The organism is Metasolibacillus sp. (genome assembly GCF_025291715.1).
In the GTDB taxonomy this organism is placed as follows: Bacteria; Bacillota; Bacilli; order Bacillales_A; family Planococcaceae; genus Metasolibacillus; species Metasolibacillus louembei.
Map to the genome: position 1 here is coordinate 41,051 of NZ_JAMBIZ010000018.1, position 24,161 is coordinate 65,211.

At 38.5% G+C, this 24,161-nt stretch carries 21 protein-coding genes, 1 rRNA gene and 1 other annotated feature; of the genes, 18 read left to right on the forward strand and 4 right to left on the reverse strand.

All coding sequences use genetic code 11. The annotated features are described in order from the left end of the window. Positions 1–15 precede the first annotated feature (15 nt). Positions 16–1,002 carry a metal-dependent hydrolase gene (locus M3Z76_RS12250; protein WP_293927385.1) on the reverse strand — a complete coding sequence of 329 codons (987 nt, stop codon included), beginning with the start codon at positions 1,000–1,002 and terminating at the stop codon, positions 16–18. A gap of 187 nt (positions 1,003–1,189) precedes the next feature. Between M3Z76_RS12250 and mutY the strand changes: the two genes are divergently transcribed. From mutY to M3Z76_RS12310, 12 genes are all read left to right on the forward strand, one after another. After that, positions 1,190–2,227 (forward strand): A/G-specific adenine glycosylase, encoded by a 1,038-nt coding sequence (gene mutY / locus M3Z76_RS12255; RefSeq protein ID WP_293927382.1) that lies wholly within the window; start codon positions 1,190–1,192, stop codon positions 2,225–2,227. 46 nt (positions 2,228–2,273) lie between these two features. Next, positions 2,274–2,444 carry a hypothetical protein gene (locus M3Z76_RS12260; RefSeq protein WP_293927379.1) on the forward strand — a complete coding sequence of 57 codons (171 nt, stop codon included), beginning with the start codon at positions 2,274–2,276 and terminating at the stop codon, positions 2,442–2,444. Between the two features lie 171 nt (positions 2,445–2,615). Further along, positions 2,616–3,161, forward strand: coding sequence for a nucleoside tri-diphosphate phosphatase (gene ntdP, locus M3Z76_RS12265; RefSeq protein WP_293927376.1), 546 nt, complete (start codon positions 2,616–2,618; stop codon positions 3,159–3,161). Positions 3,162–3,263: 102 nt separating this feature from the next. Continuing rightward, positions 3,264–5,006, forward strand: a complete 1,743-nt coding sequence (locus tag M3Z76_RS12270) for an ABC transporter ATP-binding protein (RefSeq protein WP_293927373.1) — start codon at positions 3,264–3,266, stop codon at positions 5,004–5,006. Between the two features lie 209 nt (positions 5,007–5,215). Then, the gene (locus M3Z76_RS12275) at positions 5,216–5,560 is read left to right on the forward strand and encodes a hypothetical protein (RefSeq protein ID WP_293927370.1); all 345 of its coding nucleotides are present in this window, start codon (positions 5,216–5,218) and stop codon (positions 5,558–5,560) included. A gap of 148 nt (positions 5,561–5,708) precedes the next feature. Then, a complete protein-coding gene (locus tag M3Z76_RS12280; RefSeq protein WP_293927367.1) occupies positions 5,709–6,971 on the forward strand; it encodes an MFS transporter in 1,263 nt (420 codons plus the stop codon). A gap of 35 nt (positions 6,972–7,006) precedes the next feature. Further along, a complete protein-coding gene (locus M3Z76_RS12285) occupies positions 7,007–7,342 on the forward strand; it encodes a hypothetical protein (protein ID WP_293927366.1) in 336 nt (111 codons plus the stop codon). A 390-nt stretch (positions 7,343–7,732) separates the two neighbouring features. Then, the gene (locus tag M3Z76_RS12290) at positions 7,733–8,776 is read left to right on the forward strand and encodes an ABC transporter ATP-binding protein (protein WP_293927363.1); all 1,044 of its coding nucleotides are present in this window, start codon (positions 7,733–7,735) and stop codon (positions 8,774–8,776) included. Further along, positions 8,751–9,719: an ABC transporter ATP-binding protein gene (locus tag M3Z76_RS12295; RefSeq protein WP_293927360.1), complete on the forward strand. Its 969-nt coding sequence runs from the start codon at positions 8,751–8,753 to the stop codon at positions 9,717–9,719. The genes M3Z76_RS12290 and M3Z76_RS12295 overlap by 26 nt, the downstream gene beginning before the upstream one ends. A gap of 76 nt (positions 9,720–9,795) precedes the next feature. Next, on the forward strand, positions 9,796–11,394 hold the full coding sequence (locus M3Z76_RS12300; protein ID WP_293927495.1) for an ABC transporter substrate-binding protein: 1,599 nt from the start codon (positions 9,796–9,798) through the stop codon (positions 11,392–11,394). Positions 11,395–11,592: 198 nt separating this feature from the next. Then, the gene (locus M3Z76_RS12305; RefSeq protein ID WP_293927358.1) at positions 11,593–12,597 is read left to right on the forward strand and encodes an ABC transporter permease; all 1,005 of its coding nucleotides are present in this window, start codon (positions 11,593–11,595) and stop codon (positions 12,595–12,597) included. 13 nt (positions 12,598–12,610) lie between these two features. After that, entirely contained in the window at positions 12,611–13,504 is an 894-nt protein-coding gene (locus tag M3Z76_RS12310) for an ABC transporter permease (protein WP_293927356.1), read from the forward strand. Between the two features lie 46 nt (positions 13,505–13,550). Here M3Z76_RS12310 and M3Z76_RS12315 read toward each other — a convergent pair whose 3' ends face one another. Next, entirely contained in the window at positions 13,551–14,642 is a 1,092-nt protein-coding gene (locus tag M3Z76_RS12315; RefSeq protein ID WP_293927354.1) for an FUSC family protein, read from the reverse strand. A 127-nt stretch (positions 14,643–14,769) separates the two neighbouring features. After that, on the reverse strand, positions 14,770–16,056 hold the full coding sequence (locus tag M3Z76_RS12320; RefSeq protein WP_293927351.1) for a glutamate-1-semialdehyde 2,1-aminomutase: 1,287 nt from the start codon (positions 16,054–16,056) through the stop codon (positions 14,770–14,772). A gap of 118 nt (positions 16,057–16,174) precedes the next feature. On the opposite strand from M3Z76_RS12320, the gene bcp reads away from it, so the two are divergent. From bcp to M3Z76_RS12340, 4 genes are all read left to right on the forward strand, one after another. Continuing rightward, the gene (gene bcp, locus M3Z76_RS12325) at positions 16,175–16,645 is read left to right on the forward strand and encodes a thioredoxin-dependent thiol peroxidase (RefSeq protein WP_293927349.1); all 471 of its coding nucleotides are present in this window, start codon (positions 16,175–16,177) and stop codon (positions 16,643–16,645) included. After that, complete coding sequence (locus M3Z76_RS12330; RefSeq protein ID WP_293927347.1) at positions 16,645–17,589, forward strand: D-2-hydroxyacid dehydrogenase; 945 nt, start codon at positions 16,645–16,647, stop codon at positions 17,587–17,589. The genes bcp and M3Z76_RS12330 overlap by 1 nt, the downstream gene beginning before the upstream one ends. A 250-nt stretch (positions 17,590–17,839) precedes the next feature. Then, the gene (perR, locus tag M3Z76_RS12335; protein WP_293927345.1) at positions 17,840–18,286 is read left to right on the forward strand and encodes a peroxide-responsive transcriptional repressor PerR; all 447 of its coding nucleotides are present in this window, start codon (positions 17,840–17,842) and stop codon (positions 18,284–18,286) included. 104 nt (positions 18,287–18,390) lie between these two features. Continuing rightward, positions 18,391–18,628 (forward strand) — a binding site (T-box leader). 80 nt (positions 18,629–18,708) lie between these two features. Beyond that, complete coding sequence (locus M3Z76_RS12340) at positions 18,709–20,280, forward strand: 2-isopropylmalate synthase (RefSeq protein WP_293927342.1); 1,572 nt, start codon at positions 18,709–18,711, stop codon at positions 20,278–20,280. A 46-nt stretch (positions 20,281–20,326) separates the two neighbouring features. Here M3Z76_RS12340 and M3Z76_RS12345 read toward each other — a convergent pair whose 3' ends face one another. Continuing rightward, positions 20,327–20,671: a YgzB family protein gene (locus M3Z76_RS12345; RefSeq protein WP_293927339.1), complete on the reverse strand. Its 345-nt coding sequence runs from the start codon at positions 20,669–20,671 to the stop codon at positions 20,327–20,329. A 139-nt stretch (positions 20,672–20,810) separates the two neighbouring features. On the opposite strand from M3Z76_RS12345, the gene M3Z76_RS12350 reads away from it, so the two are divergent. Further along, complete coding sequence (locus tag M3Z76_RS12350; protein WP_293927493.1) at positions 20,811–21,713, forward strand: nucleotidyltransferase-like protein; 903 nt, start codon at positions 20,811–20,813, stop codon at positions 21,711–21,713. Between the two features lie 480 nt (positions 21,714–22,193). Then, positions 22,194–23,748: ribosomal RNA gene (locus M3Z76_RS12355) — 16S ribosomal RNA — on the forward strand. The last annotated feature ends 413 nt before the right edge of the window (positions 23,749–24,161 follow it).

The window sequence follows — 24,161 nt, forward strand, 5'->3', positions numbered from 1 at the left end:
TCTACACAGCCTTATTTAATCACTTGTCCCAATTTGCAATTTTCTTTGAAGCTTATCCTCTGTAAAAATCCAGCCTGTATAGGAGGTAACAATTTCTAAATCGTCATTTAAATGTGCTACTGCGACAAATGGATAGCGATTGTTGCTACGATAGCGTAAGTCAATTAAACGTACCTCTGTTAAACCGTTCTCTAGCTCAGAGATTTCCCATCGATAGAGCGGTGAGAAGGAAACGAAGGCTTGTAAATTTGAATCGCTTAAAGCTTTTTCTACGAGTGGTGTTTTTGGCAATGGATGAATTTCAAATTTATCATAAATGTTTACTGTACGACCATACGCTTTCCCTACGTAATAGTGCGTTTTTGAAGCGGCAGCTACACGCCAATTGAAAAAGCGCATCGTTGGAGCAACGATAACATATTCCTCATCCTGAATCGTTGCATGTACCGCTTTTTTGACTGCTTTTTGTACAAAGAAACGCAGTATATAATATAAAACAATGATGAAATACATGATGCTAAATGTGATGACAGGGTTGGCACCGAATGCCCAAAGCAACAGTCCAATGCAATGAATTGTAAAAATAAATGGGTCAAACGTGTTGATAACGCCTAATGCTACCCATTGTTTAGAAAATGGACGTAGCGCTTGTGTGCCATATGCATTAAAAATATCAACGAAAACATGGAGAAAGACAGCTAGCTGTACCCAAAGCCATAAGTGCAAAGTGTTGGCATCTTGGAAAATTAGCGATAAAATAGCCGTTATGAGAAGTGGCCATAATAAAGTAGCGGGAATAGAGTGAGTAATTCCACGATGGTGACGTATATAAATAGCGTTATTACGCATTTTTAACACTGTATCAATATCAGGTGCTTGCGAGCCGATAATCGTTCCCGCCATGACAGCAGTAAATGTGATGGAATGGTTTGCGACAATAGGGTCAGCTAAAGCTAGGCCGCCGAGTGCAATACCCATAACTAAATGTGTACCAGAATCCAAATTACATCATCTCCTATCAATTACGTCTCGGCATAATAACGTCAAGATTGTGAGCATAATTGACAATCCTTGACATCCGCCGGGGGCTTAGTTTGAATCAATACAGATTCAAATTAAAGGGCATCTTGTTACTTCTATCATATACCCTTTTTCACTGAAAGAAAATCTAAAACAAGCGGAGGAAACTGTGAATTACAAATATACGCAACAATTTCGACAAGCTTTAGTCGAATGGTTTAATCGAGAAAAAAGAGACTTACCTTGGCGACAGACGACAGAGCCATATCATATATGGGTTTCTGAGGTAATGCTACAGCAAACGCGAGTAGATACTGTTATTCCTTACTACAATCGTTTTATTGAGCGCTTCCCAACAGCTGAAACGTTAGCCTATGCACCAGAGCAGGAGCTATTAAAAATGTGGGAAGGCCTAGGATATTATTCAAGAGCACGCAATTTACAGGCTGGTGTACGTGAAGTTGTTGAAACGTATAATAGTGTTGTACCTGATAATCGTGCAGATATTTCAAAATTAAAAGGTGTAGGACCTTATACAGCAGGAGCAATTTTAAGCATCGCATATGGCAAACCAGAGCATGCGGTTGACGGTAATGTAATGCGTGTTTTGAGTAGGGTGCTACATATTAAAGAGGATATCGCTTTACCAAAAACGCGCAAAGTGTTTGAGGAGGCAGTTGATTTTTTAATTGATCCAGAAAATGCCTCATCCTTTAATCAAGGATTAATGGAGCTAGGTGCACTAATTTGCACGCCAACATCTCCTAAATGCTTATTATGTCCAGTACGTGACTATTGTATAGCCTTTGAAGCAGGAGATGCGGCACAATTGCCAATTAAAACGAAAAAAATAAAAATGAAGCAGCTCGAATTGGATGTAGCTGTTATACAAAATACCAAGGGTCATTATTTATTAGAGCAGCGACCAGCGGAAGGATTGCTCGCAAATATGTGGCAATTTCCGATGGTGGAGCGTAATAAAGAAAGCATTGATGAAAAATATAATGTAGCAATAGAAGCAAAAAAGCCTTTAATGCAGTTCAAGCATGTGTTTTCACATTTAACATGGCATATTGATAGCTATTCTGCAACAGTAAAGGAAACAGGCATTTTAGGTGAACATGTACAATGGTTTACAAAGGAGCAAATTGCTCAGTTACCAATGCCTGTTCCAATGCTAAAAATTTGGTCGCAGGTTGACGTATAAATCATTTTTTCGTGCGCACAATAATGAACACGGAGGTGATTTAAAGATGAAACGCAATCGTCAAAACAATGAGCAAGGGAAAAACCAAAACCCAATGCAACGTGAGGAATTCGCTGCAGAGCCAGATTTCCGCGAAATGGAAAAAAACAATCAATATGCTGGTAAACAGCAACCAAAGAAAAACTTCGATAACGAAAACAACGAAGAAACAAAATAGTTATAAAGGGATGGCGAAAAAGCAGAAATTTAACTGCTTTTTCACATCCCTTTTTCAATAAATTTGAGTTTTCACACTACACCTTTATGTGAACGATTGCTATAATAAAATATGAATGGTACATTATTATAAATTATTGATTGATGGTGGACAAAAAAGGTGGGCTTTGATATGGCATTACCAGTAGAAGGAGAAACGATACAAATACATAGCTATAAACACAATGGTCGTATCCACCGTATCTGGCAAGAAACGATGGTGTTGAAAGGGACAAAGAACGTTATTATTGGCGCAAATGAAAAAACGCTCGTAACGGAATCGGATGGACGCACATGGCTGACAAGAGAGCCATCAATTTGTTACTTCCATGCCGAGCATTGGTTTAATATTATTTGTATGCTGCGCGAAGATGGTGTGTACTATTATTGCAATATGAGTTCACCATTTGTTTATGACAACAAATCCCTTAAATACATCGATTACGATTTGGATGTTAAGGTTTTCCCAGATATGTCATACACATTACTTGATGAGGACGAGTATGAGGAACATAAAAAGTTAATGGCCTATCCCGAAGTAATTGATAAAATTTTAAAGCGCAATGTAGCAAAACTAATCAGCTGGATTCAACAGCGCAGAGGCCCGTTTGCGCCAGATTTTATCGAAGTATGGACAAATCGCTATCATCTAAATCGCGAAATTCAAGGAGAAAAATAAGTCATAATGGAAGAGAAAGCTTGCCAAAGCATTTTGGCAGGCTTTTCTTTATGTGTTTGCTATAATAAATAATTAGGCAATCGAAAAGGAAGTGGAAAACATTTGGATAGTATGAAAAGATATATGCGCTTTGTGAAGCCATATACTTGGGAATTAATTTTAACGATTATTATCGGTATTTTAAAATTTGCAATACCGTTATTTATTCCGTTGCTAATACAAATTGTCATTGATGATATTATTGGCTCAAATACGCTGACACAGGTGGAAAAAACAACACAGCTCGTTTATTGGCTAGGTGGAACATTAATCGTGTTCTTTATTATTCGACCACCAATTGAATATTATCGCCAATATTTTGCGCAAAATGTCAGCAATAAAGTGTTATTTGATATACGGAAGGAATTGTATACACATTTACAAAAGCTGAGCTTAAAGTATTATTCCAATACAAGAGCAGGAGAAGTTATTTCGCGCATTATTAATGATGTAGAGCAAACGAAAAACTTCATCATGATAGGGCTGATGAACTTATGGTTGGACCTAGTAACTATTTTAATTGCAGTAGCAATCATGTTAACGTTGGATGTTAAGCTAACGTTAGTCGCGTTAATTTCGTTTCCACTCTATGCTTTCAGCGTCAAATACTTCTTCGGCAAATTGCGTGATTTAACGCGCAAACGCTCGCAGGCTTTAGCAGGAGTGCAAAGCTATTTACATGAACGTGTAGCAGGGATTAGCATTATTAAAAGCTTTACATTAGAGCGCCATGAGCAAAAAATATTTGATGAGACGAATGGAGAATTTTTAGATAAGGCGTTAGATCATTCAAGATGGAATGCAAAATCATTTGCAGTTGTCAATACGATTACGGATATGGCTCCGTTGTTAGTCATTGGATACGCAGGCTATCAGGTAATACATGACAATTTGTCGCTTGGGGTAATGGTCGCATTTATTGCCTATATTGAACGTTTATATGGACCGCTGCGTCGACTTGTCAGCTCATCGACAACGTTGACACAGTCGATTGCATCGATGGATCGCGTTTTCGAGTTATTTGATGAAAAATACGATATTGTTGATCAAAAAGAGGCTCAACCTTTAAAAAATGTAGCAGGACAAGTGACATTTCAAGATGTTGTTTTTCGCTATGAGGATGAAGGAGAAAATGTTTTACAAAATATTAATTTTAATATTCAAGCAGGCGAAACGGCAGCCTTTGTCGGTATGAGTGGTGGTGGTAAATCAACAATTGTCAGCTTAATCTCAAGATTTTATGATGTCCAATCAGGTGCTGTTGTAATTGATGGCAAGGATGTTCAAGAGGTGACATTAGAATCGTTACGCTCCCAAATTGGTATCGTGTTACAGGACAATATTTTATTTAGCGATTCAGTCAGACATAATATTTTAATGGGCAAGCCAGATGCGACGGAGGAAGAAATTATTGCAGCGGCTAAGGCGGCAAACGCGCATGATTTTATTATGAATTTGCCAAATGGCTATAACACACAAGTAGGCGAGCGTGGTGTCAAGCTATCTGGAGGACAAAAACAGCGTATTGCTATCGCGCGTGTATTTTTGAAAAATCCACCTATACTCGTACTAGATGAGGCAACATCAGCGCTGGATTTAGAAAGTGAAGCGTTAATTCAAGAATCGCTAGAACGCTTAGCACATAACCGTACAACGATTATTATCGCACACCGTTTATCAACGATTACACATGCGGATAAAATTTTCGTTATCGAGCATGGACAACTTGTTGAGGAAGGCAATCATGAGCAGCTGATGGAGCAGCAAGGAGCTTATTATAATTTGTTCCAAGTGCAGAAATTATAGAGGGGAGCCACTGTAAGGCTGAGGAGGATAGTATCATATGAAAAAGACAATATGTTGATTTTTTATGTATACGAAGATGCTATTGAAAATATAGAAGTTGATGCTTCGATTAAGGAAGCGTTGAATGGCTTGTGACATTACGAATAAATTAGCTAACAAAAAGTTGCGGGGAATTTCCCTGCAACTTTTTGTTATGAGAGGTGGAGCGAATGGAATTAATAGAGCTAAATGATTTGATTGATAGCGCTGTTTATGAGTTTTGTTGCGCAGTATATTACAATGATTTGGAAAATAGAAGTCATTGGAATGCCAATTCGCTCTTTGTGAAATGGGAGGAATTTGGTGTACTTGCTCCTTATTTAGATATGGTTTTTCCACATTATCATTATTTTGGTCCACAAAAAATTAGATTGTTGGAGTGGGAGAAGGTGAAAGAACTTTATTTTGCTTCAAATAATCAACATACACTGATGTCAAACTTTTTTGTAGGCATTGATCAATGGCTTGCGAAAGAAAACAATAGCGCAGAGTATTTTTGGATTTTAGGTGTGTAATTTAAAAAGACGCTTGGAGTGATTTTACTCTAAGCGTCTTTTTACCAATGAAGAGTAGGAAATAAAATTATTTTAAGCTAGACATTTACAATTTTTTAAAATAAAATAAAGATTGATTAATCAATCAATTTATTGGTGAGGTATTTTTATGAAAAATATAGCAAGATTAAAAAAAGAAAAGTATCATCTATGGGCGTTTCCAATAAGTAAGCTTATCTCTTCATTTGGTGCGCTTGTTTATGCCTTTGCAATGAGCTTGTATATTTTACAGCAAACAGGCTCTGCTACAAGCTTTGCATTAAGCTTGATTTGCAGTGTAATTCCACGCGCACTTGTAGCGCCATTTGCAGGGTACATGGCGGATAATTGCTCAAGAAAAGCGATTGTACTTACAGGACAAATAACAATTATAATAGCGATTAGTGGATTGTTGAGCGTTAGTTTAGTAGTAGGATTATCTCCCTTAGCAATATACATAACGACGATTATTACATCTATTGCTTCTCAATTTTTAAGCATCGCATTGAGCGCCTCTATTACAAAGCTTTTCAATGCAGAAAACGTCCAAAGAGCGATGTCCTTTAATCAAATTGCCATCTCCTTATCTTCAATCGCTAGCCCAGTCATTGCAGGTATACTGTACGGCTATATATCAATGGCTGTATTTTTAACTGTTTATATTGGAACAACAACGCTGGCAGTAGCGCTAAATGCAACGATGGATTTTCATTTATTTGCAGCAAAAACAGAAGAGCATTTGAAAGAATCGATATGGCAAAGCATGAGAATGGGGGTTATTTATTTAAAATCACAGCCGCTTATTTTACCAATGCTTTGGGTTGTCTTTGTGAATAATTTTTTATTTGGTGCCTTTAACATAGGTTACTCTTATACACTTATTGAAATTTTGCAAATGCAAACACAGCATTTTGGTTTGACAGAGGCAGCATATGCTATAGGGATGCTGTTGATGTCCATTTGGCTATCAGCACCGAAAAGAGCAGTGAAGTTCCCTGTTTTAGTAGCAAAGCGTTGTATGATAGGCATGGGAATAACGATGATGGGGGTTACACTTCCATTGTTTTTTGAAATTTCTTATATAAGCGTTGTTATCTACTATATGGTGCTAATGTTTGCGATTGGACTATTAGAGCTTTTAGTCAATATACCGTTACAGGTGATGCTACAAAAAGCTGTTGATGATGAGTTTAAGGGGCGTATTTTTTCGTTAACTGAAACAATGTCAATGGCATTGATGCCACTTGGAAGTGTTGTGTATGGCTATCTTTATGATGTATTCCCCGCCCAATGGATATTTATTATTTCTAGTTTATTGTTAATAAGTGTTATTATTATTTTAATAAAACCATCCTATATTCACAAAGCTCATCCAGAGTTAAGCAATGTATGAAAGCATACGTATCAATTAATAAGGGAGGAGTTGCTTTGAGCAAACTAAAAATCTTAATTAGTATTTGTGCTGCCTGTGTATTGGTAGCAAGCTGCTCTACCTCTTCTCCTGATTGGGCTTATAATTTTGTTGTTTGGAATGACTTTATGTATGTGGTAAGCGATGAATATACAGAGAATATAGGTGGTGTAATAGGTGAAGTCACTAAATTTTCTGACTCAGAAGGTATTTATTTTGGGAACTTTTCGAATAAGTTTAAAGAAGGAACTAAATATTATGAAGTGGAGGGTGTTGGTACAGATGTATCCATAGCCATTGAGGAAGGCTCTCGATACAGGATTGCATATCGAAATGGAGAATATAAGAAGTAGATTGTTATAAAAGTACAGCAATTAAAATTTCCTCCCTATAATTTTGACAAATGATTTTACATTGCCATTTCTCTTAATTCAAAGTGAATATTTATTAATCCGAAATTTATTTTTAATAATCGTTATTATTATTTTAATAAAGTAGCCTTCTATTCAAAACATTTATATAAAATAAAATACTCATAGAATAGCAAGGTTATTATAGTTAGGATGTGAAATTCGAAATCTTAAAAGTGATTTCGGATTTTTTTGTAGAATAATAATTACAGAATTTTCTGTACAAGGAATGTAAAATCGAATATATTATAAATTAACAAACTATTCGAAATAATGAATGCGGTTTCGAAACGATTGGTAACAGTTTTATTTTGACAACGAGGGGGCAGCTAGATGAGCCGAAAACAAATTCTTGAAGTGAGAGATTTAGAAACAAGCTTCTTTACTGACGATGGGAGAATTGCTGCTGTTGACCATATTAGCTTTTCTGTAGAGGAAGGTGAAATTCTAGCTATCGTAGGAGAGTCTGGCTGTGGCAAAAGCGTTACATCACTATCAATTATGGGGCTAGTACCAAGTCCACCAGGGAAAATTACGAATGGTGAAATTTTATTGGATGGCAAAAACTTAGCTACTCTTTCTGAAAGAGAAATGCGACGGATTAGAGGGAAGGATGTCGCAATGATATTTCAGGAGCCAATGACCTCTTTAAATCCATTATTTACAATTGGCAATCAAATGACAGAGGCAATACGTATTCATCATAAAAAATGGACAAAAAAGCAAGTACAGGAACGTGCAGTTGAAATGATGAAGCTAGTAGGCTTACCACGCGCAGAGGAATTGCTCAAGGAGTATCCCCATCAATTATCTGGCGGGATGAGACAAAGGGTAATGATTGCGATGGCACTTGTTTGCGATCCGAAGGTATTGATAGCAGATGAGCCAACAACGGCATTAGACGTAACAATCCAAGCGCAAATTTTAAAGTTGATGAAAGAATTAAATACAAGATTACAAACAGCTGTTTTGTTAATTACACACGATTTAGGCGTTGTCGCTGAAACATGCGAGCGCGTTATTGTGATGTACGCTGGACAAATTGTAGAGCAAGCACCTGTCCAAGAAATTTTTGAAAATCCGCAGCATCCATATACAAAAGGGCTAATTCAATCAGTACCCGATATGCGCTATAAAAAGGATGCACTTTATTCCATTCCGGGCAATGTACCAAAGCCTGGCTCCATTCAACAAGGCTGCCGTTTTGCACCACGCTGTGAGTATGCATTCGAACGTTGTCATATGGAAAACCCAGCGCTTTATAGCAAATCAGAGGTGCATACAGCACGCTGCTTTTTATTAGATGAGGCTGTTGAAGGAGCGTTTCATGTGGAGATAGGGGGACAGATTGATGGCGAACGTACTGTTGAAAGTTGAGAATTTGACGAAGTATTTTCCGATTCGAGCTGGAATGCTAGCTCGCAAAGTAGGGGATGTCAAGGCAGTCAACGACATATCATTTGAAGTATACGAGGGAGAAACATTAGGAATTGTAGGAGAGTCTGGTTGTGGAAAGTCAACAACAGGGCGTGTTATTATGCGCCTGCACGAGCCAACAAGTGGAAAAGTTACATTTGATGGTGTTGAATTGACTTCCTTATCAAATGAGGAAATGCGCAAGGCGCGACGCGATATTCAAATGGTGTTTCAAGACCCATATGCGTCGCTAAACCCGCGTCACACGATAGAAAAAATTTTGGAGGAGCCGTTAATTGTGCATGGAATTGGCACAGCTGAGGAGCGGCGACGCAAAGTGATTGAATACTTAGAAGTAGTTGGTTTAAGCGCCTATCATGCAAAGCGTTATCCACATCAATTTAGCGGTGGTCAACGTCAGCGTATCGGTATTGCAAGAGCCTTAATGACAAATCCGAAGCTGATTATTGCGGATGAGCCCGTATCAGCGCTAGATGTATCCATTCAGGCACAAGTTTTAAATTTAATGCAAAAGCTGCAAGAAGATTTAAAACTCACATATATTTTTATTGCACATGATTTAGGAGTTGTTCGTCATATTAGTGATCGCGTCGGTGTGATGTATCTTGGGAGAATGGTAGAGCTCGCAAATAGTGAGGATTTATATGCAGAGCCATTGCACCCCTATTCGCAAGCACTATTATCTGCTGTGCCAATTCCAGACCCTAATTATGAGCGTGAGCAAGTTATTTTAACAGGGGATATTCCTAGTCCTTCAAATCCGCCAACTGGCTGTGCTTTTCATACGCGTTGCCCAATGGCGATGGATATTTGTAAGCAGCAGGTTCCACAGTTTAAGGAAGCTAAAACAGGTCATTCTGTTGCCTGTCATTTGTATGAATGATAGGTAGCGATGATATATAGATATATAACATTTAGGAGGGGTTCATTTGAAAAAGAAATTTTGGCTACTCGGTTTTATGTTATTGGCACTTTCCATCTTTTTAGTAGCATGTGGTACTGATAAAGAGAATGAAGGTAATAGTTCTACACCAAGTACAGATAGTACAGATGATGGCGGTAAAGAGGAAGCTTCGTCAAAGCCTCAAATTTTAGTATTTGGTCGTGGCGGCGATTCCGTATCTTTAGATCCCGGAATCGTAACAGATGGTGAATCATTTAAAGTAACACAAAATCTTTTTGAGACATTATTAAACTTTGGTGAGGATGATACAACAATTCACCCTGGTTTAGCAAAAGAATGGAGCATTAGTGAAGATGGTTTAACCTACACATTCCAATTACAGGAAGGCGTTAAATTCCACGATGGCACGGACTTCAATGCAGAGGCAGTAGTGAAAAACGTCAACCGCTGGAAAGGTGGTAAGGAGGACGATTTCTATTACTTCAACTCAATGTTCAAAGCTGAAGGGCAAGATATTATTGCAGATGTAAAGGCTGAAGGTGATTATACAGTTGTTTTCACATTATCCCGTCAGCAAGCACCATTCTTAAAAAATCTTGCGATGAGTCCGTTCGGTATTGCATCTCCAACTGCATTTGAAGCATCAGGTGATAAGTTTGGAGACGAACCAGTAGGAACAGGTCCATTTAAATTTGTCGATTGGAAGCGCAATGATTCAATTACAATTGAAAAGTTTGCTGATTACTGGCAAGAGGGGCTACCAAAACTTGATAAAGTTATTTTCCGTTCAATTCCAGATAACTCAGCACGCTTAAATGATTTAGTAGCAGGTAATATTGATTTAGCTGATGGTATTAATCCATCTGATGGCGCAACCATTGAATCAAACACAGCTTTACAGTTAATTGAGCGACCATCTATGAATATTGGTTACTTAGGTTTAACGAGCACACGTAAACCATTCGATAATAAATTAGTACGTCAAGCGGTAAACTATGCAATAGATAAACAAGCAATTGTGGATGCATTCTTTGAAGGGCGTGCTGAAGTAGCGAAAAATCCAATGCCACCTTCAATTAGCGGTTACAATGATGATATCGAAGCATACCCATATGATCCAGAAAAAGCAAAAGCTTTATTAGCTGAAGCGGGCTATGATGGTACACCAATCGAGCTTTGGGCAATGCCTGTACCACGTCCATATATGCCGGACGGTGCAAAAGTAGCAGAAGTTATCCAAAAAAATCTTGAGGATGTAGGCATGCCAGCGAAAATTGTCACATATGAATGGGCAACGTATTTAGATAAAGCGAAAAACGGTGAAGCAGATGCATTTATGCTAGGTTGGACAGGTGATAATGGTGACGCTGACAACTTTATCTATACTTTATTAGATGAAGACAATATTGGCAGCAACAACTACACGTACTTCAAAAATGATGAAATGCATAAATTGTTAATTCAAGCACAGTCTGAAACTGATGAAAATGTACGTAACGAGCTTTACAAGCAAGCACAAGTAATCATTCATGAAGAAGCACCATGGGTTCCTTTAGCGCACTCAACACCATTGCTTGGTGCAAAGGCAGAAGTGAAAGGCTTTAAAGCGCATCCAACAGGCTCTGACAAATTATTAAATGTATCAATTGAATAGAAATTAGTAGAATAGGGCTATCGAAAAGGTCTTACCTTTCCTGATAGCCCAATCTTCTATATGAAGTAGATAGATTTAGTATTTTTGAGAATATAACCATTTTGACGCAATGACAACTTAGTGTTTGAAAAGTGGTGTATTCGTCTACTTTTTCAACACTGCTACTAACAACAAGATTTTATGGAGAGGTGAAGAATCATGCTTCACTATATTGGCAAACGTTTGTTACATTTAATACCAGTGTTACTTGGGATGACATTTATTGTATTTTTAATTATTCGAGCAATTCCAGGAGATCCAGCACAAGTAATTTTAGGACAGCAAGCAACAGCTGAAGCAATTGCTGCATTACGTGATAAACTCGGCTTAAATAATCCTTGGTACATACAATACTTCGATTATTTAAAAGGCATTTTTACAGGGGATTTAGGTGAATCTTTACGAACGAGACAGGCAATTGTAACAGAAGTATGGCCTTATTTAGCTGCAACATTTGAACTAGCTATTTTTGCGATGATTATTGCTGTTATTGTTGGAATGAATGCAGGTATTATTTCAGCATGGTTTCAAAATTCATGGTTCGATTATATTGCGATGGTTATCGCACTAATTGGCGTATCTATGCCGATTTTTTGGCTAGGTTTAATGGAACAATGGATTTTTAGTGTGAATTTAGGTTGGTTACCAACATCCGGTCGTGAAGAGGTGCGGGATCCTGTAACGGCAATTACGCATTTATATTTAATTGATACGTTAATGCAAGGGCGTTTTGATCAGTTTATTGTGACGATAAAGCATTTAATTTTACCTGGACTTGCACTAGCTACAATTCCAACAGCGATTATTGCACGTATGACAAGAGCTTCAATGTTGGAAGTAATGCGCTCAGATTATGTGCGTACAGCACGCTCAAAAGGGCAAAAAATGTTTGTTGTTATTTATAAACATGCGCTGAAAAATGCATTAATTCCTGTATTAACAATTGTTGGTTTACAGATGGGGATGCTATTAGGCGGAGCTATTTTAACGGAAACCATTTTTAGCTGGCCAGGCATTGGTCGCTATATATATGAGGCAATAGGTTATCGTGACTATCCAGTCATTCAGTCTGGTATTTTAATCGTAGCCTTTTTATTCATCATGATTAATTTGATTGTTGATATTTTATACACTGTCATTGATTCAAGGATCAAATACAACTAGAGGAGGGGAAAATATGTCTGAAATTGCAACAAAACCAAATGTGAATATGGCTCAGCAAGACAAAGTTGCTGGACCTTGGAAAGAGGCATGGCGCAGCTTTCGTAAAAATAAATCAGCGCTAATTGGAACAGCTATTGTCATATTTTTCATCCTTCTAGCCATTATAGGTCCAATATTTGCGCCACAGGGCATTAACGATCAAAATTTATCGCAACGTTTATTGCCACCATCATCTGAATTTTGGTTTGGCACGGACGATTTAGGTAGAGATATTTTTTCACGTATTTTGCATGGTGCACGTATTTCTTTAACAGTTGGATTCTTTGCGGTTATTTTATCTGCAACAGCAGGGAGCTTTTTAGGAATTATTGCAGGTTACTATGGCAGATGGATTGATACAATTATTTCACGTATTTTTGATATTATGCTAGCATTCCCTAGCATTTTATTAGCCATTGCAGTTGTATCGATTTTAGGTCCATCTTTACGCAATGCATTAATTGCCATTGCTATTATTAATATACCTAACTTTGGGCGTTTAATTCGTTCGCGAGTATTATCGATTAAAGAAGAGGAATATATTCATGCAGCGAAAGCTGTTGGTATGAAAAATGCACGTATTTTATGGCGGCATATTTTGCCCAACTCTATGACGCCTGTTATCGTACAAGGAACTTTAGCGATTGCAACAGCGATTATTGAAGCAGCAGCATTAGGCTTTTTAGGGTTAGGCGCTGAAGCACCACAGCCTGAATGGGGAAAAATGCTTGCAGATGCACGGATTTTCTTATTGAATGCACCATGGGCAATGATATTTCCTGGTCTTGCGATTATGCTGACGGTTGTCGGCTTTAATTTAATGGGTGATGGCTTGCGAGATGCGCTTGATCCGAAGATGAAAAATTAAAAGAAGGCGGGTGGAAAAGGAACTCCTTTTCTATCCGCCTTCTTCATTAATAAAAATCGGTCTCTAAATCAATATTTGCTTCTTCGCTATGGTAGTTTCGATAAGCCATAATTAATCTATCTAAATGCTCTAAGTTTTCCTCATAATCTAAAATACGCGATAAAATATAAAGCAAATGGTAGCTTGAAAACTCTTCTTCACCCTCTGTTTCCTTGGCGATTGTAATTTGTTTAATAAATAAATCCATTACTTCCGTGCGCTGTAGATGCTCCTCATGTCGCACCCATGAAGAATGGTCTGCCCGTAGTTTACCCGTAAATTTCAAGAGAAGCTGTTCATGGTATGTTAACAATAAATCGATGCGCTCTTGAATTAACATAAGGATAGAGGATGGTAAATGTGATAATTCATTTTCATGCTTGTGCAGACGCTGCAACAGCTCTAAACTTTTTTGAGATACGGTAATCATTTGACGATAAATTACAAGCTTTCTTGCTTTCACATATTTTTGATTTTTAATATAGCGACGTTCTTCTTTATATAGCTCATACAGCACTTCAATTTGAGAAAGTCGTGATTTTAACTTAGTTAAAGCTGTTTTTGTTGATGTATGCTCACTTGCTTGACGAACGGCAAGACGCGCCCAGCGAATAATATCATCTTGCGTAGAATCAATGCTTGTAAATAGCTTAATTTCGTAGCGAGGTGGTAAGAAAACCAGATTGACAATAAACGCCGCGAACACGCCGACCATGACCGTTGTAAAACGAATAAGCGCAAAGGTTAAAAAGTCATCTCCTTGAAACTCCATAATCGCAACAACTGTTACGAGTGCTAGCGTTAAGGATTTTTCCAACTTAAACTTCATCATAATCCCGATCACAAGTATTGCAGCGATGCCGATTGCTACTAGCTGATGACCAAATAATAGACCGAATACAACCGCTACAACCGCACCAATTAAGTTTCCTTGCACTTGCTCTAAAATGGTTAAATATGAGCGATAAATAGATGGCTGAATGGCAAAAATAGCAGCAATTCCAGCGAATACAGGTGATGGTAGATTACATAATTCAGCTAAAAATAGAGCAAAAACAATTGCCACACCTGTTTTTAAAATGCGAGCACCGAATTTCATACTAGGGCTCCCCCTTTTTCATTTAGTTAAAGCCCAATTAGCCTCTAAAAGATGAAAGAATCGCATTCTTTCACTTGTTAAGCTTGACGAGTAAGGAAACAGAATTGTTATTGATTAGAGCTCCACTTTATAGCTGTGAAAAGGCATAATCAACTGCTGCGAGTGTTTCTATAATATCATCCTCTGTATGCTCAGTCGTTAAGAACCAAGCCTCATACTTAGAAGGAGCTAAATTGATACCTTGTGAAAGCATAAGCTTAAAGAAGCGACCGAAAATTTCACCATCAGCTTTTTCTGCTTGCTCATAATTTACTACCTTTTCATCTGTAAAGTAAATAGTTAATGCACCTTTTAGGCGATTTACCGTAATCGTTATGTCATGCTTCTTGGCAGCTTCTAAAATACCTTTTTCTAAAATAGCACCAAGTCGATCCATTTCCTCATAAATACCTGGTTGCTTCAGTACTTCTAAACATGCGATACCTGCCTGCATAGAGGCAGGATTTCCAGCCATTGTACCTGCTTGATAAGCTGGTCCTAATGGTGCGACTGTTTCCATAATTTCCTTTTTTCCGCCATATGCACCGATTGGAAGACCACCCCCAATTACTTTGCCAAGTGCTACTAAATCAGGTGTCAAACCAAGCATCGTATGTGCAGCCCCATAATGGAAGCGGAATGCTGTAATAATTTCATCATGAATTGTTAACGCCCCATATTCTTTAGCCATTTCATGTACAAGCTCTAAAAAGCCTGGCTTCGGCTCAACGATACCGAAATTGCCAACAATCGGCTCAATTAAAATACCTGCTATTTGCTCACCCCAACGCTCCATTGCATGTTTAAATGCCTCTGGATCATTGAATGGTACTGTAATGACCTCTGTTGCGACGCTCTCAGGTACACCAGCAGAGTCAGGTGAGCCTAATGTGGCTGGGCCAGAACCGGCAGCTACTAATACTTGATCGAAATGTCCATGATAGCAGCCAGCAAATTTAATCATTTTTGTGCGACCAGTGTAAGCACGAGCAATACGAACTGTTGTCATCACCGCCTCTGTTCCAGAGTTGTTAAAGCGAACTTTATCTAATGTTGGAATCGCTTCTTTAAGCATTTTGGCAAATGTTACTTCATGCTCTGTGGCTGTACCAAAAAGCACACCTGTCTCAGCTGCATGTGCAATTGCTTTTGCGATATGCGGATGGCCATGTCCAGTAACGATGGGACCATATGCTGCTAAATAATCGATATAGCGGTTGCCATCAATATCATAAAAATAAGCGCCTTTCCCGTATGCCATTGCGACAGGCGCACCACCGCCAACCGCTTTATAAGAGCGCGATGGGCTGTTAACACCACCGACGATATGTTGTAATGCTTCTTCATGTAAAGCTTCTGATTTTGCGTATCTCATGTTTGTTCCTCCAAATAATTTAATTCCTCTCTATTGTAGACCGAATTTTCATTTCATGCCAAAGAATTTGAAAGGTTTCGCATAGTTCGGTACGATAGAGGAGAGAGGAGTGGTAACAGTGACATTATTACATACACAAGCACCAAATTTTACATTGAATAATGAGCAAGGACAGCCAGTGCAATTAAGTGATTTTTTAGGAAAGAATGTGGTGCTATATTTCTACCCTAAAGATATGACGCCAGGCTGCACAACAGAAGCTTGTGATTTCCGTGATGCCTATGCTGATTTTTCAAAGTTAAATGCAGTTATTTTAGGTATTAGCGCAGATGATGCGAAAAAGCATACGAAGTTTATTGAAAAGTATAATTTACCTTTTTCATTATTAGTAGATAGTGACCACTCTGTAGCAGAGGCTTATGGTGTGTGGGTGCTGAAAAAAATGTATGGTCGAGAATTTATGGGTATAGAGCGTTCAACCTTTTTAATTAATGAAAAAGGGGTTATCGCAAAAGAATGGCGCAAAGTGCGTGTGAAAAATCATATTGAGGATGTTTTAACCTATTTACAAGATGGAGGCGAAGAGTAATGCAAGTATATTTTACATTCGAACCAAGAGAAGATTTGCGAAAGCCTTTAGTGGCAGAGTTTCCGGAAGTGAATTTTGTATTTGATGCGAAGTTGCGTGAAGAGCAATTAGCAGAAGCTGAAATTGTCTTTACATATGGGGAAGATTTAACGGCGGAAAATATTGCACTTGCTAATAAATTGCAATGGATTTTCGTTGCATCAGCTGGCGTAGAAAAAATGCCTGCTCAAGCGATTGCTGAGCGTGATATTGCCGTTTCAAATGTACGTGGCATTCATAAAAGACCGATGACAGAATCGGTGTTAGCCCATATTTTAGCATTGAAGCGCGGTTTGCCTTTTATTTATGAGCAACAGAAAAAGGGTGAGTGGAATAAAAAGACGAGCCTTTCAGAGTTAAATGGCTCTACTGCTTTAATTATTGGCCCAGGTGCAATTGGTTTGGAGATTGGTCGTATTTTACAGGCATTTGGTGTGCATACAATTGGCTGTAATCGTAGTGGACAGCCGGTTGAATCAATGGACGAAACGCATATGATTAAAGATTTGCATGAGCATTTGCCAAAAGCAGATATCGTTATTTCCATGTTGCCAAGCACTGAAGAAACAAAACATTTACTGACATATGAGCATTTTGAGTTGATGAAAGACACAGCTATTTTCATGAATTTTGGTCGAGGCAATGTAGTGAAGGAAGACGAGCTAGTACGTGCGCTAAAAAATAAGCTAATCGGACATGCGGTTTTAGACGTTTTTGAGGTAGAGCCATTATCGGCTAATAGTGAGCTATGGAAGCTAGATAATGTAACGGTTTCTCCGCATTTTTCTAGCCATTCATCTCGCTATGTTGAACGCGCATTGGAAATTTTTAAACCAAGCTTGAAAAAATGGTTAAACGGTGAGCGAGATTTAGAAAATAAAATGGATTTATTGAGAGGCTATTAACTCTAATTGAGAATTTATGAATATTAAATGAGAAATGTAGATATATTGCATAGAAATAGTTGAAAGTATCACTATATTAACTCTTAGCTAACAATGCATGCTTCTGCGGTAGTCATACTATTCTCAGCGCAAAGACGTGTGTGGAAAATTCTTTTCACACACGTCTTTATTGACAGAATACAGTTGAATTCGTTACACTAATTATAACAATTATAAATTAATAATTATGTATGAAAAGAGGTGCATGGCGATGTCTAAAATGCATTTAAACATTGCGCTAGACACGTTAAAGGCTACTGGTGTAAGGATTACTCCACAACGTCATGCGATTTTAGAGTATTTAATTCAGTCAATGAATCACCCGACCGCAGATGATATATATAAAGCGCTTGAAGATAGGTTTCCAAACATGAGTGTCGCAACAGTTTATAACAATTTACGTGTATTCCGAGAAGTAGGACTTGTGAAAGAGCTTACTTATGGAGATGCAGCAAGTAGATTCGATTTTGCGACAGGTGATCACTACCATATGATTTGTGAAACTTGTGGTAAAATCGTGGACTTCCATTACCCAGGCTTAAATGAAGTAGAGCATTTTGCTTCACATGTGACAGGATTTACAGTAAATTCACATCGTTTAGAAGTATACGGTACATGTCCAAGCTGTATGGAAAATGAGGCAAAAGAAGCGTTATAAAGAAAGTGTCCCGAAATTTCGGGACATTTTTTTATAAAAAATAAAATATTCTAAATATATTGACAAAAAGAAATGAATCATATACTATGCTATTTAATAATAAATTTTAAGCATCGATTGGAAATAGTAAAAATGTTAGTGTACTTGTAGAGAGCTGATGGTTGGTGAAAATCAGCAGACACACATTTTGAACTCGTCCATGAGCTATTCCCTGAACTTATAGTAAGGGCAATCGGATTCCTCCGTTAACAGGACAGGCAGTGTTAGCTGCTGATAAGATGGGCTTTTTCGTAATGGAGAAGTCAACTAGAGTGGTACCGCGAGCATAAACTCGTCTCTATTAATTTAGAGGCGGGTTTTTTTGTTTTTATCCAGCCGAGAGGCATCATTAATTTTTACAATAAAAAAAGGAGTGTTGGAAAATGAGCAGAAAAATTTGGGTGTTTGATACGACGTTACGTGATGGGGAACAAGTACCAGGTGCAAAATTAAATTTATTTGAAAAAGTAGAAATTGCCCAACAGCTAAAAAAATTAGGTGTTGATATTATTGAAGCTGGTTTTCCAGCCTCTTCTCAAGGCGATTTTGATGCGGTAAAAGCAGTTGCAGAAAGAGTTGGAAATACGAGCGATATTATGATTACGGCATTAGCGCGTGCTGTGAAAGCAGACATTGATTCTGTTTATAACGCAGTAAAATATGCACAAAATCCAATGATTCATATGGTGCTAGGTACTTCGGATATTCATGTTGAGAAAAAATTTAGCAAATCTAAAGATCAAATTTTACAAATCGGTATCGATGCCGTTAAATATGCAAAAACATTATTGCCACAAGTGCAATATTCGACAGAGGATGCATCACGCTCGGACTTTGAATATTTATGGAAAACGATTGAAGCGGTTATGAAGGCTGGTGCGACAATGATTAACGTACCTGATACGGTAGGCTATGCAGAGCCTGAGCAATGGGGTGAAATGATTGGCAAACTTGCCTATCGCATGAAAAATACAGATGATTCTGTACTGCTATCTGTACACTGCCACAATGATTTAGGGATGGCAACAGCCAATACGTTAGCTGCTATTAAAAATGGGGCTGATAAAGTGGAATGTACGATTAATGGAATCGGTGAACGTGCAGGAAATGCAGCACTAGAGGAAGTCGTTATGGCAATTAAAACGCGTGGAGACATATACAATGTACACACGAATATTAATACGAAGGAAATTATGAATACATCTCGCCTTGTATCGAGCTTTATGGGGCTTGATGTACAAGTGAATAAGGCGATTACAGGAGATAATGCTTTCGCCCATTCATCGGGTATTCATCAAGATGGCTTATTAAAATCGCGTGATGCCTATGAAATTGTTCACCCAGAGGATGTAGGGCTAGAAGATATGGAATTAGTATTAACAGCGCGTTCTGGTCGACATGCGGTGAAAAATGCACTGGAGAAATTAGGATTTACAAATCTTTCAGCAGATGAATTTGAAGGCATTTTCGAAGGCTTCTTAAAGCTAGCTGATGCCAAAAAAGAAGTGTATGATCACGATTTATATGTCATTGTTGAAGAATATTATGAAAAGCATAATGCAAATCATGCTAATGCGACACATTACAGCGAGCAATTTTTCAGCTTTGACGATTTACAAGTCGTCAGCAATGCAAGCTTCCCATCAGCTAGTGTGAAAATACGTAAGGGTGAAGAGGTATTTAAGTCAAGTGCTGTTGGCTCAGGTCCTATTGATGCCCTGTATTCGGCTATTGCTAGTATTACAAACGTCAATGTTAAACTAATCGAGTACAATATCAACAGCGTATCGCGCGGGCAAGAAGCTTTAGGGAAAGTGAAAATTACAGTAGAGCATGAAGGGGAAAAATTTATTGCAAAGGCTGCTGACACAGATATTTTAAAAGCAAGTGCACTCGCATATATTAATGCGATCAACAGCATTATCGTTTCTAAATTTATACCGATTGCAAATTAATCTAAAGTAAAAAGCCAGCAGGAAAAAATCTTGCTGGCTTTTCATTTTACTTCTTTTTATTATACGCTTGATCAAATTCTTTACCTTCTAATGTAGGATCTAAAGTTAGTGGCTCATTGCAATACATGCACATATCTACACGACCTAATACTTTCGTATGTTTGCCACAGCCTGGACATACAACTTGTACAGCGCGGGTTGATAATAAGCCAATCCAGCCATAAACAATAACGCTACCGAAAATACATATTAATCCTAACGTCATAAAAATGATTACTAAAATTGGATTTTCTCTAAAGAAAATAGCTCCATACATGACAACGAATCCGATAAAGATAAGTGCCAATGCAAATGAGCGAATTTTATTTATTTTATTTTGATATTTTTTCATTGTAATTTGCCTCCCTACTTACTATAACATACAATGAAATTATTTTAGAATGAGAATTATGTGAATTTGAAAGGGATTCTTATAATTGTTGTCGAAAGAACATTAACAGATAATAAATTATCGTTTGGAGGGAAGTATGATGGAGCAAATTTTACGTCCAATTTATCAGGAACGTGCGAGCCATCCTGATACACTAGGAATTATTTTAATAAACAAAAAAGAAAATGCATTAAATATTACAAATACATTTGATTCTGTACTTCTTATTATTGTGAAAGATCAAGATAGCTCTATTTTCACGAAGCATTATATGTATGGCGATAAAAAAATGGTAATGCATATACTAACGGAGAAGCGCTTGAAAAAATGGTTATTTGTAGGCTCACATAAGCGATTAGTAGATTGGCTATTTTTCGGGAAGGTCATTTTTGATCGTAATGAGTTTTTATATAAGCTCCGTTCAGAGTTACAGGAGTTTCCTTTCTTTGGACGTAAAATTAAAACGGGAATTCAATTTAGTAAACTTATTCGTCGTTATTTAGAGGGAAAAGAGTTTTTTGAAAGCGGAAATTATTTAGATTCTTATAGTCATGTTGTGGAATCATTACATCATTTAGGTCGATTGTCGATTATTGATAATGGTTTATATCCAGAAGTAACTGTTTGGGCGCAAGTAAAGAAGATTGAACCAGCAATTTATAAATTATATGAAGAATTAGTCATGAGCGATGAAAGCTTAGAAAAACGCTTAGAGCTACTCTTTTTAGCAATTGAATTTTTAATTAATTCAAGAACACAGGATGCTGCGCAGCATATTTTAGAAATTATGGTGACACAGCCATCATGGACAATTCAGCAATTACATGAGCAAGAAGAGCTTTCCTTATATTCAACAGAGCTAGAAGTGTTTGTTGAGTATTTGGTAGACAAGGAATATATTTTAGTTGAACCAACCTTAGCTAAAAGTGAATCAGTGTTCCATCGCAATTATGTAGTTGATCGACAATTCGTAGAAAGCAAATATAATTTAGGCAAAGTATGATTGCTTTGAAGTGCTAAAACAATAGCTTAATTTAGGCAAGCATGCTATTATAGATGCTTGCTTAACTGTTTGAAAAAGAAATATAAATATATTTTGTAGAAACCTATATATAGGAAGTTATTCTGTATTTGAAAAATATTTATATGAAAGTGAAATTTTTTTAGAAAAACAGTTGACTTATTTTCAATAAATATTGTATTATATTAAATGTCGCTAAGACATCGCATTTAAGACTCAAACGAAATAAAAAACTTTTAAAAAAGTGTTGACAGTATGAAACTTAAATGTTAAATTAGAGAAGTCGCTTCAAACGGAAGTGGTGAAATGAACCTTGAAAACTGAACAAGCAAGACGTGAATGAATAAAACGTTTCATTTAATAGATGAAACACAATTTTGGACATCATAAAGATGCCAGCAAATGTTTTACTGTATCGAAAGCGAAAGCGGTAGATACAATTTGAGCTTAACTCAAATTCTTTTTATGGAGAGTTTGATCCTGGCTCAGGACGAACGCTGGCGGCGTGCCTAATACATGCAAGTCGAGCGGGCGTTACTTTGGTGCTTGCACCGAAGTAACGCTAGCGGCGGACGGGTGAGTAACACGTGGGCAACCTACCTTGTAGATGGGGATAACTCCGGGAAACCGGTGCTAATACCGAATGATACTTTTGAACACATGTTTGAAAGTTGAAAGATGGTTCTGCTATCGCTACAGGATGGGCCCGCGGCGCATTAGCTAGTTGGTGAGGTAATGGCTCACCAAGGCGACGATGCGTAGCCGACCTGAGAGGGTGATCGGCCACACTGGGACTGAGACACGGCCCAGACTCCTACGGGAGGCAGCAGTAGGGAATCTTCCACAATGGGCGAAAGCCTGATGGAGCAACGCCGCGTGAGTGAAGAAGGTTTTCGGATCGTAAAACTCTGTTGTAAGGGAAGAACAAGTACAGTAGTAACTGGCTGTACCTTGACGGTACCTTATTAGAAAGCCACGGCTAACTACGTGCCAGCAGCCGCGGTAATACGTAGGTGGCAAGCGTTATCCGGAATTATTGGGCGTAAAGCGCGCGCAGGCGGTTCTTTAAGTCTGATGTGAAAGCCCCCGGCTCAACCGGGGAGGGTCATTGGAAACTGGGGAACTTGAGTGCAGAAGAGGAAAGTGGAATTCCAGGTGTAGCGGTGAAATGCGTAGAGATCTGGAGGAACACCAGTGGCGAAGGCGACTTTCTGGTCTGTAACTGACACTGAGGCGCGAAAGCGTGGGGAGCAAACAGGATTAGATACCCTGGTAGTCCACGCCGTAAACGATGAGTGCTAAGTGTTAGGGGGTTTCCGCCCCTTAGTGCTGCAGCTAACGCATTAAGCACTCCGCCTGGGGAGTACGGTCGCAAGACTGAAACTCAAAGGAATTGACGGGGGCCCGCACAAGCGGTGGAGCATGTGGTTTAATTCGAAGCAACGCGAAGAACCTTACCAGGTCTTGACATCCCGTTGACCACTATGGAGACATGGTTTTCCCTTCGGGGACAATGGTGACAGGTGGTGCATGGTTGTCGTCAGCTCGTGTCGTGAGATGTTGGGTTAAGTCCCGCAACGAGCGCAACCCTTGATCTTAGTTGCCATCATTTAGTTGGGCACTCTAAGGTGACTGCCGGTGACAAACCGGAGGAAGGTGGGGATGACGTCAAATCATCATGCCCCTTACGGCCAGGGCTACACACGTGCTACAATGGTCGGTACAAAGGGTTGCTACACAGCGATGTGATGCTAATCTCAAAAAGCCGATCGTAGTCCGGATTGGAGTCTGCAACTCGCCTCCATGAAGCCGGAATCGCTAGTAATCGCGGATCAGCATGCCGCGGTGAATACGTTCCCGGGCCTTGTACACACCGCCCGTCACACCACGAGAGTTTGTAACACCCGAAGTCGGTGAGGTAACCTTTTGGAGCCAGCCGCCTAAGGTGGGACAGATGATTGGGGTGAAGTCGTAACAAGGTAGCCGTATCGGAAGGTGCGGCTGGATCACCTCCTTTCTAAGGATATTTTCGGAATATCTCCTACAGGAGATACCATTCACGGCTTGCTGTTCAGTTTTGAAGGTTCATCCTTTGATGAATACTTCAAACCATTGTTCTTTGAAAACTGGATAAAACGACATTGAAAGCAACAAGTTTAAAATAGATCAAGTAATTGATCGTGTAAGTTCTGAAATCTTATTTCTTTATTGAAATAAGTTGTAACTAACAACAATGAGGATTTCAAGACACGAGTAGGACAAGGAAGCGATTGAACGATGGAAGGAGCGTACTTCAGTACGTGACTGACGGAGTGAATGAAGCTGACGCCGTCATACGATGTGTATTGGAAGCCGAATAGAAGGTTTCGAGATACGAGCAAGACAAGGAAACTGCTTGAGAGAATGAAGGAGCGTACCTTTGTACGTGAC